Raw genomic sequence first — 16457 nt, 5'->3', positions numbered from 1 at the left:
GCCATGCCCACAGGCCCCATGCGCTGGAGAGTCCGTACGGAGTACAGCAGCCGTACGGGGTACAGGAGCGATGCGCTGCGACACATGTGTCCGCTGGCGTAGCGTCTGTACAGCTCCGCACAGACCTCCCCCTAGGCGATCCACGTGAGTCCCTCCCTTACTGCCGACGCGCATCAGCGGTCCCGTCTGCCCGGTACGTACCGGCTGGTGCGCACCGTGGCGGAGCCGGTCGATCTCCCTGCCTCTGACGCGGAGCAGCGCGCTGTGGTTGACCACCGCGGCGGCCCGCTTCTCGTCCTGGCGGGTCCGGGCGCGGGGAAGACGACCACCCTGGTCGAGGCCGCCGCGGCCAGGGTGCGGGAGGGCGTGGACCCCGAGCGCATCCTGGTGCTGACCTTCAGCCGAAAGGCGGCCGTCGACCTGCGCGACCGGATGACGGACCGGCTCGCCCAGGAGGTGCCCTCCGCCCGGCTGCCCCGGCAGGCGGCCCGCTCGGGCGCCGTCGGCGCTCCACGCGCCCCGCAGGCGACGACGTTCCACTCCTACTGCTATGCACTGGTGCGCGCGCACCAGGACGCCGACCTGTTCGCCGAACCGCTGCGCCTGCTGACCGGCCCCGAACAGGACCTGCACATCCGCGAACTGCTCGAAGGACAGCTCGCCCTGGAGCGCCGGGGGCGCGCGACGGTGCGCTGGCCCGACGAACTGCGCGCCTGCCTGACGACGCGGGGCTTCGCCGACGAGGTCAGGGCCGTGCTCGCGCGCAGCCGGGAGCTGGGTCTGGGGCCCGCCGCGCTCGACGCCTTCGCCCGCCGTGCCGGCCGCCCCGACTGGAGCGCCGCCGCCGGGTTCTTCGCCGAGTACCTGGACGTCCTGGACATGCAGGGCGTCCTCGACTACGCCGAGCTGGTGCACCGTGCCGTCCTGCTCACCGAGCGCGAGGAGGTCGCAGCCCGGCTGCACGGGGCCTACGACGCGGTCTACGTCGACGAGTTCCAGGACACCGACCCTTCCCAGGTGCGGCTGCTGCGCGCGCTGGCGGGCGGAGGGGCACGCACCCTGGTGGCGTTCGGCGATCCCGACCAGTCGATCTACGCGTTCCGGGGCGCCGACCTGAACGGCATCCTCGACTTCCCCCACACCTTCCGGCAGCGCTCCGGCGATCCTGCCTCCGTCCGGGTGCTGCGCACCGCCCGGAGGTCCGGCCCCGGGCTGCTGGCCGCCACCCGCGAACTGGCGGCCCGGATGCCGCTCACCCGGCTCCCCGCCGAGGCCGTCCGCGCCCACCGCGCACCCCGCCCCGCCGGTCCGGTATCGGCACCCGCACCCGCACCGGCGCCGGACCGGCAGGGCGGCAGCGGCCCGGAAGGCGGCCGCGTCGAGGTGTTCACCTACCCGACAGCCGGTGCCGAACTGGACAACATCGCCGACCTGCTGCGCCGGGCCCACCTCGAAGACGGCCTGCCCTGGGGCGAGATGGCAGTGCTGGTGCGGGCGGGCGGCCGCTCCCTGCCCGTCGTACGCCGCGCCCTCATCTCGGCAGGCGTGCCCGTCGACGTGGACGGCGACGACGTGCCGCTGCGCCAGGAGGCCGCGGTCGCCCCGCTGCTGACGGCGCTGCGGGTGGCGGCGACGGGTGCGCTGGAGGAGCAGGAGCACGTGGTGCTCGGCACCGAGACCGCGCTGACGCTGCTGACCTCGCCGCTCGGCGGAATGGACGCTGCCGATCTGCGCCGCCTGGGCCGTGCGCTGCGCGAGGAGGAGCGGGCCGCGGGGGCCAAGGTGCCGCGCCCTTCCGACGTACTGCTGGCCGAAGCCCTCGCCGAGCCCGAGCGGCTGGTCGCGCACACACCGCACTCGGACGCCACCGCCGCACCGCCCGCGGGGCGGGCGGTCGAGGGCGCCCACAGCCTCGGACTGCTGTTGCGCAAGACCCGCGAGCTGCTCGCCGGGGGCGGAACCGCCGAAGAGGCCCTGTGGGAGCTGTGGAGCGGCACCAGCTGGCCCGACCGGCTGGAACGGGCCGCGCGCCGGGGCGGCCCCGGCGGCCGCAACGCCGACCGCGACCTGGACGCCGTATGCACCCTGTTCGCCGTCGCGGCGCGTGCGGAGGAGCGCGGCGGCGGCCGGGGAGCGCTCAACTTCCTGGAAGAGCTGGAAGCCCAGGACATCGCAGCCGACACCCTCGTCCAACGCGCGGTGCGCCCGGACGCCGTACGGCTGATGACAGCGCACCGCGCCAAGGGGCGGGAGTGGCGGCTGGTCGTGGTCGCGGGAGTGCAGGAGGGCCTGTGGCCCGATCTGCGGCGGCGCGGCTCGCTCCTGGAGGCGGACCGCATCGGCCGGGACGGCATCGCCGAGCCGCTGCCGCCGGGGGCGCTGCTGGCCGAGGAACGCAGGCTGTTCTACGTCGCGGTGACCCGCGCCAAGGAGCGCCTGGTGGTGACGGCGGTGCGCGCCCAGGCCGAGGACGGCGACCAACCCTCGCGGTTCCTGGCCGAGCTCGGCGTCGAGCCGCAGCCGGTCGGCAGCCGCCCCCGCCGCCCCCTGTCGGTGCCCGCGCTGGTCGCCGAACTGCGGGCCACCACCGTCGACCCCGCGGCCTCTCCGTCGCTGCGGGACGCGGCCGCGCGGCGGCTGGCCAGGCTCGCGGCCGAGCGCGACGAGGAGGGCCATCCCCTCGTTCCCGCCGCGCACCCGCAGCGCTGGTGGGGGCTGGCCGAACAGACCCGCTCCAGCGTGCCGCTGCGCGAACGGGAGGCACCCGTCGCGCTGTCCGGCAGCGCGCTGGAGCAGTTGGCGCGCACCTGCTCCCTGCAGTGGTTCCTGGCCCGCGAGGTCAAGGCCGACGAGCCCGCCACGGCGGCGCAGGGCTTCGGCAACGCGCTGCACGTACTGGCCGACGAGGTGGCCTCCGGCAGCAGTCCGGGGGACCTCTCGGTGCTCATGGAGCGGCTGGACGCGGTCTGGGACGGGCTCGCCTTCGACGCGCCGTGGAAGTCCCGGCAGGAGAAGGAGAGCGCGCGTGCCGCGCTGGAGCGCTTCTTGCGCTGGCACGTCATGGAGCGCGGGGAGGGCCGCGAGCTGGCCGGCAGCGAGCACGGTTTCGACGTCACGCTGCGGGCCGGTGAGCACGCCGTCCGCATCCGGGGCAGCATGGACCGGGTCGAGCGTGATGCCCACGGGCGCGCCTACGTGGTCGACTTCAAGACAGGCCGCACCCGCCCCACGGGACCCGAGGTCGAGCGCCACCCCCAGCTCGCCGTCTACCAGCTCGCCGTACGGGAGGGCGCGGCCGACGCGCTGTTCGACGGGGCCCGCCCGGAGCCGGGCGGGGCCGAACTGGTGCACCTGCGGCTCGGCGCCGCGAAACGGGACGGCGGAGACACGCTGCCAGTCGTCCAGCGGCAGGAGGCGGCAGCGGAGTCCGTGGACGTCACAGGCGTCACAGGCGTCACGGACGGCTCGGGCAGCGACTGGGTGGGCGAACTGCTGGCCACAGCGGCGGCACGGGTCCTGGACGAACGCTTCACCCCGTCGCCGGGCCAGCACTGCACGCACTGTGCTTTCCGCGCGGCCTGCTCGGCGCGCCCGGAGGGCCGGCAGATCGTCGAGTGAGCCCCGGAGGGCCACCCGGAGGGGAAGCGCGGGGCCGGCCGGCCAGGTGGCCGCTATCCCCGGCCGCGCGGTGATCTGTCAGCCGCGAACGCTAGCGTCTTACGAGTGCCCGCACCGCTCACCCACCCCGGACAGCTCGCCGAGCTGCTGGGTATCCCGTTCACCCCGGAGCAGACGGCCTGCATCACAGCGCCGCCCGCTCCCCAGGTGATCGTGGCCGGGGCGGGCTCGGGGAAGACCACCGTCATGGCTGCCCGCGTGGTGTGGCTGGTGGGCACCGGACAGGTCGCACCCGACCGCGTCCTGGGGCTGACGTTCACCAACAAGGCGGCCGGCGAGCTGTCCGAAAGGGTGCGCAAGGCGCTGCACAGCGCCGGGGTGACCGACCCGGACCCGATGGTGCCCGAGAGCGTGCCCGGCCTCCCCGGTGTCCCCGACGGGGGTGAGCCGGGAGAGCCGCAGATCTCCACATACCATGCCTTCGCCGGGCGGCTGCTGACCGAGCACGGGCTGCGCCTCGGCATCGAGCCGACCGTACGGCTGCTGGCGGACGCCACCCGCTTCCAGCTCGCCGCCGGGGTGCTGCGCGCGGCCCAGGGCCCGTACCAGGCACTCACCAAGTCGGTGCCGGCGCTCGTGGAGGACCTGCTGGCGCTCGACGCCGAGCTGTCCGAACACCTCGTCGCCCCCGAACAGCTCCGCGAGTACAACGCCGAACTCCTCGCGAGTCTGGAGGGCGCCCGGCTGACCAACGACAAGCTCCGCAAAGTACCCCAGACCACCCTGGCTCGGGCGGAACTACTCGGCCTGGTCGAGGAGTACCGGGCCCGCAAACAGGCGCAGGAGCGGATCGATTTCGGCGACCAGATCGCACTGGCCGCGCGGCTCGCCGAGATGCCGGAGGTGGGCCGGGCGCTGCGGGAGCAGTTCTCCGTCGTCCTGCTGGACGAGTACCAGGACACCTCCGTGGCACAGCGCGTGCTGCTGGCCGGACTGTTCGGACAGGGCACCGGCCACCCCGTCACCGCGGTCGGCGATCCCTGCCAGGCCATCTACGGCTGGCGCGGCGCCTCCGTCGCCAACCTCGACGACTTTCCGCACCACTTCCCGAACGCCGACGGCACCCCGGCCCGCCGCCAGTCACTGAGCGAGAACCGGCGCAGCGGCGGCCGCCTGCTGCACCTCGCCAACGGCCTGGCCGCACCACTGCGGGAGCGCCACGAGGGCGTCGAGGCGCTGCGTGCCGCACCCGGCGCCGAACGGGAGGGACGGGTGCGGGCAGCGCTCCTGGAGACCCAGTCCCAGGAAATCGCCTGGCTGGCCGGCTCCCTCGCACACCTGGTGCGCACCGGCACCCCGCCCGGCGAGATCGCCGTACTGTGCCGCAGTGCCACCGACTTCGCCGAGATCCAGGGCGCACTGGTGGAGCGCGACCTGCCCGTCGAGGTCGTCGGCCTGTCGGGACTGCTGCACCTGCCGGAGATCGCCGACCTGGTCGCCGTCTGCGAAGTGCTCCAGGACCCCACAGCCAACGCCGCACTCGTCCGGCTGCTGACCGGGCCGCGCTGGCGGATCGGGCCGCGCGACCTGGCGCTGCTGGGACGTCGCGCCGCGCTGCTGGTCGCACACCAGCGGGGCCGTGCGGAAGACGATCCGGACGAGCGGCTGGCCGCGGCTGTCGAGGGCGCGGACCCGACCGAAGTGCGCTCCCTCGCCGACGCACTGGACACCTTCCTCGAGGCCGACGGCTACGACGACGACCTGCCCTTCTCCGCCGAGGCCCGGGTGCGCTTCGCACGGCTCGCCGCCGAACTGCGCGACCTGCGGCGCTCGCTGGCCGATCCGCTGATGGACGTGCTGCACCGGGTGCTGACCGCCACCGGGCTGGAGGTGGAGCTCGCAGCCTCCCCGCACGCGGTGGCCGCCCGGCGGCGCGAGACGCTCGGCCAGTTCCTCGACATCGCCGCGGGTTTCGCCTCGCTGGACGGTGAGGCCACCCTGCTGGCCTTCCTGGCGTTCTTGCGCACCGCCATGCAGTACGAGAAGGGGCTGGACAGCTCGCTGCCGGGCGGCGAGAACACCATCAAGGTGCTCACCGCGCACAAGTCCAAGGGCCTGGAGTGGGACGTGGTGGCGGTGCCCGGCCTGGTCGCCAGACAGTTCCCCAGCGAGCAGGCACGCGAGACCTGGCTCACCCAGCCCAAGGTGCTGCCGTACGCGCTGCGCGGCGACGCCGAGACGCTTCCGCCCCGCCCCGAGTGGAACGCGAAGGGCCTCAAGGAGCACGAGAACGCGCTCCGTGCGCATCAGGCGACGGAGGAGCTGAGACTCGGCTACGTCACCTTCACCCGGCCCCGCAGCCTGCTGCTGGGCTCTGGCCACTGGTGGGGCCCTTCGCAGAAGCGCCCGCGTGGCCCTTCCGCCTTCCTTGAAGCCCTGCGCGACCACTGCGAGGCCGACCCGGCACACGGCGAGATCGAGCACTGGGCGGAGCCGCCGGAGGAGGGCGCGGCCAACCCCGCCCTCGAGGAGCCCGCCGAGGAGCGAGTCTGGCCGCTGCCCCTGGACGAGGACGCGCTGGCGCGCCGCCGTGCGGCGGCGCGGCGGGTGCTCTCGTACCTGGAGGCGGCCGGGGACGGTACGGCGGCAGCGGATGTGGAAACGGATGCGGAAACGGACTCGGGTACGGAAACGTACGCGGACGCGGAAACGCACCCGGCCCCGGAAACGCACTCGGACGCGGTGGCCGAAGAACTCACTCCGGAGGAGGCCCGGCTGGTAGCCGCCTGGGACCGCGACCTCGAGGCGCTCACCGGCGAACTGCGCCGCTCCCGTGCCGCCGTACGGGACGTGCCGCTGCCACGCACGCTGAGCGCCTCCCAGGTGCTGCGTCTGGCCGCCGACCCGGAGGGCTTCGCCCGCGAGCTGGCCCGTCCCATGCCGCGCCCCCCGCAGCCCGCGGCAGCGCGCAGGGGCACCCGGTTCCACGCCTGGGTCGAGTCCCGTTTCGAGGAGCTGCCCCTGCCCCTGCTCGGCCCCGACGAGCTGCCCGGCGCGGACGGCGAGGGGCCCTACGGCAGCGAGCCGCCGCACATCGCCGACGAGAGGGATCTGGCGGCCCTCAAGGAGGCATTCGAGCGCACCCCGTACGCACAGCGCACGCCCTACCGCGTCGAGGCGCCCTTCCAGCTCGTCCTCGCAGGACGAGTCGTACGCGGCCGGATCGACGCCGTCTACCGCGACCGTGCGGCGGACGGGAGTGTGACGTTCGACATCCTCGACTGGAAGACCGGCCGTGGCCGGAACGCCGACCCGCTGCAACTCGCCGTCTACCGGCTCGCCTGGGCCGAGCAGGAGGGCGTTCCGCTGTCCTCGGTCGGCGCCGCGTTCCTGTATGTACGCAGTGGCGAGCTGGTGCGGCCCGAGGAACTGCCGGACCGCGCCGGACTGGAGCGACTGCTGCGGGGAGAGCCACCGCAGGACGATCCCGGCCCGTGGGATCGAGGAAGCCCTCCGGCCGAGGGGTGAGCCCCCGTGGCCCGTTAGGCTCGATGGCATGAGCACCACCCCCGCTCCCCCGGACAGCGCTGTCCGGACCTTCATCCAGGACCAGCGTTCCGCCTTCCTCGCCGAGCTGACCGCCTGGCTGCGCATCCCCTCCGTCTCGGTCGATCCCGGGCGCGCGGACGATGTCCGGCGCAGCGCCGACTGGCTCGCGGCAGCCCTGCGCCGTACGGGCTTCCCCGTCGTGGAGGTCTGGGAGACGGAGGGCGCACCCGCCGTCTTCGCCGAGTGGCCCTCCGACGACCCCTCGGCACCGACCGTCCTGGTCTACGGCCACCACGACGTCCAGCCCGCCGTGCGCGCCGACGGCTGGCACAGCGAGCCCTTCGAGCCCGAGGAACGGAACGGCCGTCTCTACGCCCGTGGCGCCGCCGACGACAAGGGACAGGTGCTCTTCCACACCCTGGGGCTGCGCGCGCATCTGGCGGCCACCGGGCGTACCGCACCGGCTGTCGGCGTCAAACTGCTGATCGAGGGCGAGGAGGAGGCCGGCTCCCCGAACTTCCCCGCGCTGCTGCGCACCCACGCCCGGCGCCTCGCCTGCGACGCTGTCGTCGTCTCCGACACCGGCATGTGGGATGAGAACACCCCGACCGTCTGCACCGGTATGCGGGGGCTCACCGACTGCCAGATCGACCTGTACGGGCCCGGTCAGGACATCCACTCCGGCTCCTTCGGCGGCGGCGTGCCCAATCCGGCCACCGAGGCCGCCCGGCTCGCGGCGGCACTGCACGACGAGGACCGCCGGGTGGCCCTGCCCGGCTTCTACGACGGGGTCGTGGAGCTCACGGAGGAGGAACGCACCCTCTTCGCCGAACTTCCGTTCGATGAGGAGTCCTGGCTGCGCACGGCCCACTCGCGGGCCACCCTCGGCGAGCGCGGCTACACCACGCTGGAGCGCGTATGGGCCCGCCCCACAGCCGAGGTGAACGGCATCAGCGGTGGCTACCAGGGCCCCGGCGGCAAGACCATCGTGCCCTCGCACGCCGAGCTCAAGCTCTCCTTCCGCACCGTCGCCGGACAGGACGAGGGGAAGATCCAGCAGTCCCTCCGCGAGTGGGTGGCGGCCAGGCTCCCCGCGGGCATCCAGCACGAGATCACCTTCTGGGGCGCCACCCGCCCCTGCCTCACCCCGCTCGACCACCCCGCACTGCGCTCCCTCACCCGCGCCATGGGGCGGGCCTTCGGCAGGCCCGTCCGCTTCACCCGGGAGGGCGGCTCGGGTCCCGCCGCCGACCTGCGGGACGCCCTCGAAGTGCCCGTGCTCTTCCTCGGAATCTCGGTCCCTTCCGACGGCTGGCACGCGCCCGACGAGAAGATCGAACTCCATCTGCTGTTCAAGGGCGCCGAGACGGCCGCGTACCTGTGGGACGACCTCGCGGCACACTGGAGCGGCTGACCCGTGCGGCGCACCGGTCCGCCGTCCGCCCGCTCCGAGTCGGCCGTCCGCCCTTCCACCGATCCCGGAACGTCCACCGATTCACGAACGCTCGCCAACCGCCCTCCGACCCGGCCACCGGGCGGGGAGCCCCGACACAGGGGGAGTAGGAAGCAGAAGTGACCATCCCGACCTCGACCGACCGATCCACCGGAGAGCCCGCAGGGGACAGCGGCGCACCCGAGGCCGCGACCGGCGGCGCGTACACCGGCGCCACCGCGGCGTCCGCGGCCGACGCGCAGCCCATCACCCTCACCTCGACCGGGGGCATCGACCGCGCATCGCACCACCGGCTGGACGAGGCGTGGCTGGCGGCCGCCTGGAGCCACCCGTCCACACGCGTCTTTGTCGTCTCCGGAGGACAGGCCCTGATCGAGGACAAGGAGGACGGCACGACCGAGCTCGTGACGATGCCCTCCTTCGACGCGCCCTTCACCGAGGCGCACCGCTACTTCCTGGGCATCGACGGGGATGGCGTGCGCTACTTCGCGCTCCAGAAGGACTCGCTGCCCGGCAGGATGGACGACGCCGCCCGCCCCGCCGGACTGCGCGAGGCGGGACCCCTGCTCGGCGACCGGGACAGTGAACTGATGGTGCATGCCATCGGCCTGGAGAACTGGCAGCGCACCCACCGCTTCTGCTCCCGCTGCGGCGAGCGGACCGTCATCGCGGCGGCCGGGCACATCCGCCGCTGCCCGGCCTGCGGCGCCGAGCACTACCCGCGTACCGATCCCGCGGTCATCATGCTCGTCACCGACGACCAGGACCGCGCGCTGCTCGGCCGCCAGGTGCACTGGCCCCGGGGCAGGTTCTCCACACTCGCCGGCTTCGTCGAGCCCGGCGAGTCCATCGAGGCCGCCGTGCGCCGCGAGGTCGCCGAGGAGGCGGGGGTGGCCGTGGGCCCCGTCAGCTACGTCGCGAGCCAGCCCTGGCCCTTCCCCTCCAGCCTGATGCTGGGTTTCATGGCCCGGGCGACCTCTCCCGAGATCAAGGTCGACGGGGACGAGATCGAGGAGGCCCGCTGGTTCTCCCGCGACGACCTGCGGGCCGCGATCGAATCCGGCGAGGTGCTGGCACCCGCCGGAATCTCGATCGCGGCCCGCTTGGTCGAACGCTGGTACGGAAAGCCGCTGCCCCAGCCGCGCCGCCACGACTGACGCGGCCGGACCGGCGAGGGGCCGGCCGCGGGGCCGGAGGCGTCAGGCGCCGACCTTCTCCTTGACCTGTGCCAGGGAGGGGTTGGTCAGCGTCGAGCGGGGAACAGGACGGTGTGCACTGTCTGTAGACTTCCCTCTTACCTTGTGGCGGCCGGGGAGGGCCGCCCATGTCTTGGGGAAGGGCAGGGTGAACGACAAGCCCAGGGCTCTTGGTGTGGTCCGTCTGTCTGTAGGCAACGAGAACCAGACCGGCGAGGAAACGCAGCGGACCCGCATCAGCAAGCGGGCCGACGCCGAGGAAATGGAGCTGGTCGACTTTGCCGTCGACATCGACGTGTCGGCGTCCATCTCGCCGTGGGTGCGCCCGTCCCTGGGGGACTGGCTCAACAACAAGATGGACCAGTTTGACCACATCATCATCCTGAAGATCGACCGCATCGCGCGGTCGGTCCGTCACCTCTCGGACATCATCGAGTGGTGCGAGGCGAACGGTAAGGGCCTCATCTCCTGCGAGGAGGGATTCGACCTCTCGAAGCCGTGGGGCAAGACCATCGCCAAGATCCTGGCCGTGGTCGCAGAGGCGGAATTGGACGCCATCAAGGCCCGTAGCAAGGCTTCCCGAGAGGCCATGCGGAAGACCGGCCGCTGGCCGGGGGGCCTTGTCCCGTTCGGACGCAGAGCGGTGAAGGGCGACGCAGGCTTCACCCTGGAACTCGACCCCGAGTACGGCCCGACGCTGATCGAGATGATCCGGCGCTTCATCGAGACGCCGAGCTTCTCGGCCGTCGCCGCCTGGCTGAACGAGCACGGCGTGCCCACGGCTCAGGACATCGCTCGCACCCGCGCGGCGGCAGGCGAGAGCACGACTCGGTTGGCGGACCCGAAGCCTCGGGGCGCCAGTTGGACGCCGACCACAGTGCAAGCCGTACTGGCCAGCCGCTCCCTGCTCGGGGAGTACGTACGCGCCAATGGCGCCGCGGTCCGCAACGACGACGGCACACCTGTCATGCGGTCTGATCCGGTACTGAACGAAGAGGAGTGGGCGAAGCTGTCGGACGCCGTAGCCTCGGTCAAGTACAAGAAGCAGAAGGGCTCTACGTCGCCGACGGTGGGCGTGACGTTCTGCATGCTGTGCGGCAGCTCCCTCTACTTCGTGAAGGGCGACCCCGCCAAGGGCAAGCGAGAGCGGTACCGCTGTCATGGCAACAAGAGCAAGGGCATCCCGGCGTGCCCGAAGCAGAGGTTCTGGGCAGAGGACTTGTACCCCTGGATGGAGTCGGCCCTGTTGGGGGAGATTGGCCACCTGGAACGGATGGAGTCGAAGACGACCATCGACGACAGTCGTGCGGCGAAGCTCGCCGTCATCGACGGCAAGATGAACCAGCTCCTGAAGGAACTCCAACAGGACGAAATCAGTGCCGTTGCATACGCCTCACAAGTCGCCAGCCTCGCCCAGGACCGAGAGAAGGTCACCAACCAGGACGGACCGAAGCCGGTGACCGTGTGGACGGGCACGGGAGAGAGCTACGCGGAGTGGTGGGAGCGGTCGAGTGTCGACGAGCGCCGGGAGTTCCTGAAGAAAAACCAGGTGAGGGTGCACTTCCGGCCCGATGTCCTTGCCATCGATCCGGGCGACCTCATCGAGAACATTCGGCAGCAGGGTGTCTCATGGTGGGAGACCCCCTCCAAGGCTTCTCAGGTGCTCGCACCGACCACACCGGTCTCGCTGTCCGGAAAACGGTACGAGAAGCCCGTGACGCTTACGGGCGCTGAGTGGGAGATCGTCAGCCGCTGGGAGGACTACGAAGCGGAACGTGCGGCCAGCCGAGTTCCGGCGCCCCCCGCCCGGGGCGAGATCGTGATGTCGAGGAACTTCTATCGATGCTTCGGGAGCCCACGGCGGCGACAGCCTGACGATCACTCTCCGCTGAGCCGGCCGTCCACCGACCGTCGTCGGCCCACCGTTCACGACCCCGTCAGCCCGTCGAGGCTGGTGGGGTCTTCATCTCAGGGGAGCAGGCGGCGCCCCCTCCAACGCGGCCTCGAAGTGTTCATCCCTGAGCGCGTCCTCACCGTGCTCGGCGGTGAACGCGCGCACTCGGTCGAGGGGTGAGACAGGCGGGGGCGGGCTCCTGGCTGATCCTGAAGCCGAGGATCTGCGCACAGAACGCTCCGCCGACGTGTTGCGGGTTGCCCATCGATCGCCCTGAACAACGAACGTTCCCCGCTCCGTGCGGTACACGTTAGGGCAGTCGTCTTCACTGCACTCGCCGTTCCCGTTGCCGTTAAGCCGAGTCAGCTCTTCGCGTGCCATGCGAACCCCCCCTGCCCGTGGCCCCCGTTGGGGCCGTCAGACACGACCGTACGAGCGTCATGCTCGGCCGTTCATGCACGCTTGTGGGTATGCACGTTGTTGCATGAAGTGCTCCGGCGAGAGCGCGTTGTAAGGTTGTGCGGCGGCCGGTGTTGACGGCGCGTGACCGGCGTGCGACGGCTCGCCGCCGGCTTCCCCTACATACAGAGCGGCCCCCTCCGGTGACCATGACCAGAGGGGGCCGCAGCGCTGGGGAGAGTCAGGCCGCGAGAGCCTGCTTCACCTGGGCGAGGCTCGGGTTCGTCATCACGACCTCGTCACCACCCATGGAGGGAACTACCCGAACAGTGGGCACCGTCTGGTTGCCGCCGTTGGCCTTCTCGACGAAGGCTGCCGACTCGGGGTCCTGCTCGATGTTGATCTCGGTGTACATGATGCCCTCGCGGTCCATCTGGCCCTTGAGCCGACGGCAGTAGCCGCACCAGGTGGTGCTGTACATCGTCACAGTGCCCGCCATCTTCTTCACTGCTCCTTCGTCTCGTTCGGTGCCTCAAGTGAACGCGCGGGACCCCGGAGGCATTCCCCCTGGGGGTAGGGGGCGCGGCAGGGAGAGTTGTACGACCAATGGGGCCGGGCTGTGGACAGCCGTGCCGCGGCTCCCGGCGGGGCTGGCAGCATGGCGGGGTGACAGCAGCAACGGACTCCACTCTCTTCCCGCAGGTTCCCGGCTCTCCCGACGTGGTGCTCGAAGGGCTCGACCCGGAGCAGCGCGAGGTGGCAACGGCCCTGCACGGTCCGGTGTGCGTGCTTGCCGGAGCGGGCACCGGCAAGACGAGAGCCATCACCCACCGCATCGCCTACGGCGTCCGTGCCGGCATCCTGCCGCCCGCAGCGGTGCTGGCCGTCACCTTCACCCAGCGCGCCGCCGGGGAGATGCGTGGCAGGCTGCGCCAGCTCGGCGCCCAGGGCGTCCAGGCCCGCACCTTCCACTCCGCCGCGCTGCGCCAGCTCCAGTTCTTCTGGCCCCGCGCCATCGGGGGTGAGGTGCCGCCCCTGGTCGAGCGCAAGGCCGCGCTCGTGGGCGAGGCTGCCGCCCGCTGCCGGATCCGGCTCGACCGCACCGAGCTGCGGGACGTCACCAGCGAGATCGAGTGGTCCAAGGTCACCCAGACCGCGGCCGAGGACTATCCGGCCGCCGCCGCGAAGGCAGGCCGCGCAGCGCCCCGCGATCCGGCCGAGCTCGGCCGGATCTATGACCTCTACGAACAGCTCAAAAGCGAGCGCTCCCTGATCGACTTCGAGGATGTGCTGCTGCTGACCGTCGGCATCCTCCAGGACCGCCCGGACATCGCCGAGACGGTACGCGGCCGGTACCAGCACTTCGTGGTCGACGAGTACCAGGACGTCAGCCCTCTCCAGCAGCGGCTGCTCGAACTGTGGGTGGGGGAGCGGGAGAACCTGTGCGTCGTAGGGGACGCCAGCCAGACCATCTACTCCTTCACCGGCGCCACCGCCGACCACCTCCTCGACTTCCGCACCCGCCACCCGGGCGCCACGGTCGTGAAGCTGGTCCGCGACTACCGCTCCACCCCCCAGGTGGTCCACTTCGCCAACGCGCTGCTCGCCCACGCCCGTGGCCGCGCCGCCGAACACCGCTTGGAACTCGTCTCCCAGCGCGAGCCCGGCCCCGAGCCGGTCTGTGCCGAGTTCGCCGACGAACCGGGCGAGGCCGAGGGAGTGGCCCGGCGGGTGCGGGACCTGATCGCCTCCGGCGTGCCCGCAGACGAGATCGCCGTTCTCTACCGGATCAACGCCCAGTCCGAGGTCTATGAACAAGCCCTCGCAGATCTGGGAATCCCCTGCCAGCTCCGCGGGGCCGAGCGGTTCTTCGAACGGCCAGAGGTGCGCGAGGCGTTCGTGGTGCTGCGCGGAGCGGCGCGCGCGGGCGGCAACGACGCTCTGCTGGACGACGCGGCGGACCTGCCGTCCCAGGTGCGCGCCGTCCTCGGCACCAAGGGCTGGACCCCGCAGGCCCCCGCCGGATCGGGAGCCGTGCGAGACCGCTGGGAGTCACTGGCGGCACTGGTGCGGCTGTCCGTGGACTTCGCCGCCGCCCACCCCGAAGCGACCCTCTCCGATCTGGTCGCCGAGCTCGACGAACGGGCCAGAGCCCAGCACGCCCCCAGCGTCGAAGGGGTCACCCTCGCCTCGCTGCACTCGGCCAAGGGTCTGGAGTGGGACGCGGTCTTCGTGGTGGGCCTCACCGACGGCATGCTGCCGATCGCCTACGCCAAGACCGATGAGCAGATAGAAGAGGAGCGCCGGCTGCTGTACGTGGGCATCACCCGCGCCCGTCGCATCCTGACCCTCTCCTGGTCCCTCGCCCGCTCCCCGGGCGGCCGCCCCAGCAGACAGCCCAGCCGTTTCCTCAAGGGCCTGCGCCCCGGAACGGGCGGCGGCGTTCCCCGCTATGGCCCCGCGGTGGCCGGCGGCAGCGTCATCCAGGGCGATGTCGAGCGCGGTCGGTCCGCGGGGCGCGGGCGCGTACGCAGGGCCCTGGCGCGCTGCCGGGTGTGCGGCCGCTCGCTGACCGACCCCGGCGAGGTGAAGCTGTTGCGCTGCGAGGACTGCCCCTCCGAGCTCGATGAGGTGCTGTACGAGCGGCTGCACCAGTGGCGCGCGCGGCAGGCCGCCCTGCTGGGACAGCCTGACTACTGCGTCTTCACCGACAAGACCCTCCTCGCCATCGCCGAGGCCGTCCCCGGCGACGAGGCTGCGCTCTCCCGGATCTCCGGAGTGCGCAGCCGGAAGCTCCAGCAGTTCGGAGCCGATGTGCTCGCCCTGTGCGCGGGGGAGGAGCTCCACGCCGACCCCGAGCAGGACGCCCGGGAGGAGGGAACCGGGCGCTGAGACCCCAACCGCCGGGCGGGGCTGTGACCTGGGGCCGAGGCGGCCTCGTCCTCTGTCACAGAAGCTGTGACAGAAAGCCGCGAAAAATAGTTTGCGCGCGCCGTACAGAGCCTCATAGCCTTCCGGACATGGAGAGGGCGGGCCTTTTCGCTCCCCCTCTTCCATGCTGTACTTAGTCCTGAAGATTTCCGGACCGGCCTGACGGCGGGTCCCCGAGACGCCGAGAGGAGGCGAGACCAGTGGCCACGATCATTACGCAGCTGAAAATGACCGATCACTCGGTCATTCGCGCCTGCCTGCTCGGCTCCCGTCTCCACGGCACCGGTCTGTCCGGTGTCGCCCGGGGCGGCAATGAGCGACCGACCAAGGCACCCGAGGTAGCAGCACAGGCACAGGCAGTGGCCTTTGCCAGCAGCTCCGCGGCCAACGGTGCCGGCGAAGGACGCCAGAAGACGCAGCGCTACACCATGTGGGCCTTCCGTGGCCTCCGACCCTGGAGAGATCCAGCCTGATCGGCGAATCAGGTCGGCACCTTCCAGGGCCGCGGAACCCACATCGGGATCCGCGGCCCTTCTGTTTGCCCCGACCGGCCACCAGCCGGCCCGACATGACAACAGACACACAACAGACAGGAAGAACCGAAGTGCACACCGAGACGCACCCCGACACGTTGCGCCCCGCGCCTTCTCTGCCGCCTGATCTCACCACGGAGGACTCCTTGACTGCCCCGCAGATCACCCTCACCGAGCTCGACGACGCCATCGAGCGGCTCGGCGTCGATGTTCCCTGCCGCTCCTACGACCCGGAGGTCTTCTTCGCCGAGTCCCCCGCGGACGTCGAGTACGCGAAGTCCCTCTGCCAGACCTGCCCGCTGCGTGAGGCATGCCTCGCCGGTGCCAAGGACCGCCGCGAGCCCTGGGGCGTCTGGGGCGGCGAGCTGTTCGTGCAGGGCGTCGTCGTTCCGCGGAAGCGTCCGCGTGGCCGTCCGCGCAAGAACCCGGTGACGGCATGAGCTCCCGTCGCCATGGATCGCCCGCCCGCCGCAAGGCGGTTGCCGGAACGATCGACAGCCCGTCGGCGCGCGACCCGCGCACGCGCCACCTCACGAAGCAGGACCCGACGATGACACCCGTCCACGAGACCACCGCACGCACCCACTCCGACGCGACAGTCGTCCGTCAGAACAGGACCCGAGACATGCAACTCATGCCAGAAAGTCTGGCTCGAGCACAGATACAGGACAGGCTGCAAGAGGCCGAGTCGGAACGGAGGGCGCTGCGGCTGATGACCGCGCGCCGGCTCCAGCGGCGGGCCGAACGCGCCACCCTCCGCGCGCGTCGTGCCCTCGCGATGGCCGTGATGCAGTGACTGTGCAGTGACCTGAAGGCGACAGAGCCGGGGCAACCGCCCCGGCTCTGCTGCGTTCCGACGCCTACCCCGCCGAGAGGCGCTGCCA

10 protein-coding genes are annotated in these 16457 nt (G+C 71.8%); 9 read left to right on the top strand and 1 reads right to left on the bottom strand.

The annotated features are described in order from the left end of the window. The first annotated feature begins 144 nt into the window (after positions 1 to 144). The 5 genes from JW592_RS16095 (at position 145) to JW592_RS16075 (ending at position 11890) form a co-directional block, all read left to right on the top strand. Positions 145 to 3618 (top strand): ATP-dependent helicase, encoded by a 3474-nt coding sequence (locus tag JW592_RS16095; RefSeq protein ID WP_209265763.1) that lies wholly within the window; start codon positions 145 to 147, stop codon positions 3616 to 3618. 105 nt (positions 3619 to 3723) lie between these two features. Beyond that, complete coding sequence (locus JW592_RS16090; protein WP_209265762.1) at positions 3724 to 7146, top strand: ATP-dependent helicase; 3423 nt, start codon at positions 3724 to 3726, stop codon at positions 7144 to 7146. Positions 7147 to 7174: 28 nt separating this feature from the next. Further along, positions 7175 to 8581 carry a dipeptidase gene (locus tag JW592_RS16085; RefSeq protein WP_209265761.1) on the top strand — a complete coding sequence of 469 codons (1407 nt, stop codon included), beginning with the start codon at positions 7175 to 7177 and terminating at the stop codon, positions 8579 to 8581. Positions 8582 to 8865: 284 nt separating this feature from the next. Next, positions 8866 to 9777 carry an NAD(+) diphosphatase gene (gene nudC, locus JW592_RS16080; protein WP_209265828.1) on the top strand — a complete coding sequence of 304 codons (912 nt, stop codon included), beginning with the start codon at positions 8866 to 8868 and terminating at the stop codon, positions 9775 to 9777. 187 nt (positions 9778 to 9964) lie between these two features. Next, entirely contained in the window at positions 9965 to 11890 is a 1926-nt protein-coding gene (locus JW592_RS16075) for a recombinase family protein (RefSeq protein ID WP_209265760.1), read from the top strand. Positions 11891 to 12350: 460 nt separating this feature from the next. On the opposite strand, the gene JW592_RS16070 is transcribed toward JW592_RS16075, so the two are convergent. Beyond that, positions 12351 to 12608 carry a mycoredoxin gene (locus JW592_RS16070; protein WP_209265759.1) on the bottom strand — a complete coding sequence of 86 codons (258 nt, stop codon included), beginning with the start codon at positions 12606 to 12608 and terminating at the stop codon, positions 12351 to 12353. A 107-nt stretch (positions 12609 to 12715) separates the two neighbouring features. On the opposite strand from JW592_RS16070, the gene JW592_RS16065 reads away from it, so the two are divergent. The 4 genes from JW592_RS16065 to JW592_RS16050 all read left to right on the top strand — a co-directional run bounded on the left by JW592_RS16065 (position 12716) and on the right by JW592_RS16050 (position 16369). Beyond that, positions 12716 to 15001, top strand: a complete 2286-nt coding sequence (locus JW592_RS16065) for an ATP-dependent DNA helicase UvrD2 (RefSeq protein ID WP_209265758.1) — start codon at positions 12716 to 12718, stop codon at positions 14999 to 15001. Positions 15002 to 15240: 239 nt separating this feature from the next. After that, positions 15241 to 15513, top strand: a complete 273-nt coding sequence (locus JW592_RS16060) for a hypothetical protein (RefSeq protein ID WP_209265757.1) — start codon at positions 15241 to 15243, stop codon at positions 15511 to 15513. A 158-nt stretch (positions 15514 to 15671) separates the two neighbouring features. Then, positions 15672 to 16013 (top strand): WhiB family transcriptional regulator, encoded by a 342-nt coding sequence (locus tag JW592_RS16055; protein ID WP_037705804.1) that lies wholly within the window; start codon positions 15672 to 15674, stop codon positions 16011 to 16013. After that, entirely contained in the window at positions 16010 to 16369 is a 360-nt protein-coding gene (locus JW592_RS16050) for a putative WhiB-interacting protein (protein ID WP_209265755.1), read from the top strand. The genes JW592_RS16055 and JW592_RS16050 overlap by 4 nt, the downstream gene beginning before the upstream one ends. Positions 16370 to 16457 lie beyond the last annotated feature (88 nt).

The sequence above is a fragment of the Streptomyces spirodelae genome (assembly GCF_017676385.1).
Classification (GTDB): Bacteria; Actinomycetota; Actinomycetes; order Streptomycetales; family Streptomycetaceae; genus Streptomyces; species Streptomyces spirodelae.
Note: the sequence above shows the minus strand (reverse complement) of the source record. Positions and strands in the feature narration are given on the sequence as shown.